Genomic DNA, 916 nt, shown 5'->3' on the forward strand with positions numbered 1-916 from the left:
GACGCCGGCGACGGCGTCGTCGGTGGGGTCTGCGGGGTCGTTGGGCTCAGCAGCGGCGATGCCTTTGGCGTGGCCGGCGCGGTGCAGCTCGTTCACCTTGTCGATCATCTTGTTCTCGATCGAGGTCAGATCGCGTGACAACCCCGGGATGATCGCGGTCATCGTGTCGAGGGCCGCGCCCATCGTGCCGCCGGCCTGGATCGCCGTCTTGTCGATGTCGGCGGGGTTGACGTCGTCCTTCCAGACCAGTTTCACCCCGGCGCCGGCCGGAACGAACAACGGATCCGCCAGGTTCAGCGGATCCGTCACGTCCAGCTGATCCACCAGCCGCTCCACGCCGACGCAGGTCACCTCACGGACAAAGGTCCCGCTGACCAAGTTGGAACCGCCGATGTAGACGTCCATGCCGCCGTTCTCCCGCTTCGCCGTGCTGGCGCCGGTGAGTTCGGAGAGCTTCATGGCGAGCAGGTCACGCCGGTCCTCCAGCTCGTTCACCGTCAGGTCGGAGGCGTTCGCCTTGATGATGCTGTCGTTGAGCTGGGCGATCGAGCTGGCCGTGCCGTTGACCTCGTCGACGTAGGCGGCCATCTGGTTCCGGTTCTGGCTCCACTGCCGGGACAGGGCGTCCTGGGCGGCGTTCATCTGGTCGGCGACGGTCGAACTCTGCTGGATCAGGGCGGAGCGGGGCGCGGACAACTGCGGGTTGTTCGCCACATCGTTCCAACTGCCCCACATGTCGCGCATCTGCGCGGCCAACGCGGTGTCGCTGGGCTCGGCGAACACATCCTCGATCGACTTGTACGCCGCGTTCGTGCCGGTCAGATAGGCATTCGTGCTGTGCTCCGCGCGGCCCCGGTTCTCCAGGTATTCGTCGCGCATGCGCTGCACGGCGGAGACTCCGACGCCGGTGCCGACG

General features: G+C 66.8%; 1 pseudogene. It reads right to left on the reverse strand.

The features are described 5' to 3' along the window. Positions 1 to 879 (reverse strand): annotated as a pseudogene (locus tag DMB66_RS60060) (flagellar hook-associated protein FlgK); the annotation flags it as partial. Positions 880 to 916: the final 37 nt, after the last annotated feature.

The sequence above is a fragment of the Actinoplanes sp. ATCC 53533 genome (assembly GCF_003947245.1).